A 709-nucleotide genomic window follows, 5' to 3' on the forward strand; every position below is an offset into this window, starting at 1 on the left:
CGAGCCCGGAATATTCACACTCGCCCAGAAACGGACCTAATCCTCCGAACCATCCTCTGAGGACGTCGAGGCGTTCGCGGCCGGTGTCGTACTCGAGGAAGAAGGGCACGGACCGTCCGTGCTCGGTCCACACTCCGGCCCCGTCGGGGCGGGGTAGTCCTTTCGGTCCGTGGACCATCATCTGCGGGTTGCCGCCTCTGCGGTAGAACACGCCGGGCTCGTGGAAGGCGGAGGCGGGCTGCCAGCGGCCCAGGACCGTGTGCGGGTGGGTGCGGGCGTGGGCGGCGAGGTCGATGAAGAACTGGTTGCCGCCGAGCAGGTGCGGCAGGTCCCGGCGCGAGGTGAGGGACTGTTTACGGCGGCGGGCCTGGTCCCGGCGTGGTGGTCCGTGTCCGCGTTGGGCGTGGACGTGGTCGTAGCCGAGCTGGTCCAGGACGTAGTGGTACGGGTAGGAGCCTCCGTCTGGTCGGTTGGGTCGGAACCGATCCACCGCCCCGAGACTGGTGAGGCGCAGGAGCCGGCGTTGGGCGAAGTCCAGGGACGGGAACAGGGCAGCGGCGACCTGATCGGTGGTCAGGACGCCGTGGTCGTAGAGCCAGCCGAGAAGACGGTCGTCGCGGCCGGTAATGCTGGCCTGCAGCCGTAGCAGCCAGGGCGGTTGCAAGTTCCGGGGTCGTGCGGCTGGTCGGGTAGTGACCGGTTGGGGTGT

The 709-nt window shown here is 68.8% G+C and carries 1 protein-coding gene; it reads right to left on the bottom strand.

The features are described from left to right. Positions 1 to 664: replication-relaxation family protein (locus ACFHWY_RS28750; RefSeq protein WP_416583366.1), on the bottom strand; the 664-nt coding region annotated here is incomplete at its 3' end. Positions 665 to 709: the final 45 nt, after the last annotated feature.

The organism is Micromonospora sp. LOL_024 (genome assembly GCF_048060415.1).
GTDB lineage: Bacteria > Actinomycetota > Actinomycetes > Mycobacteriales > Micromonosporaceae > Micromonospora.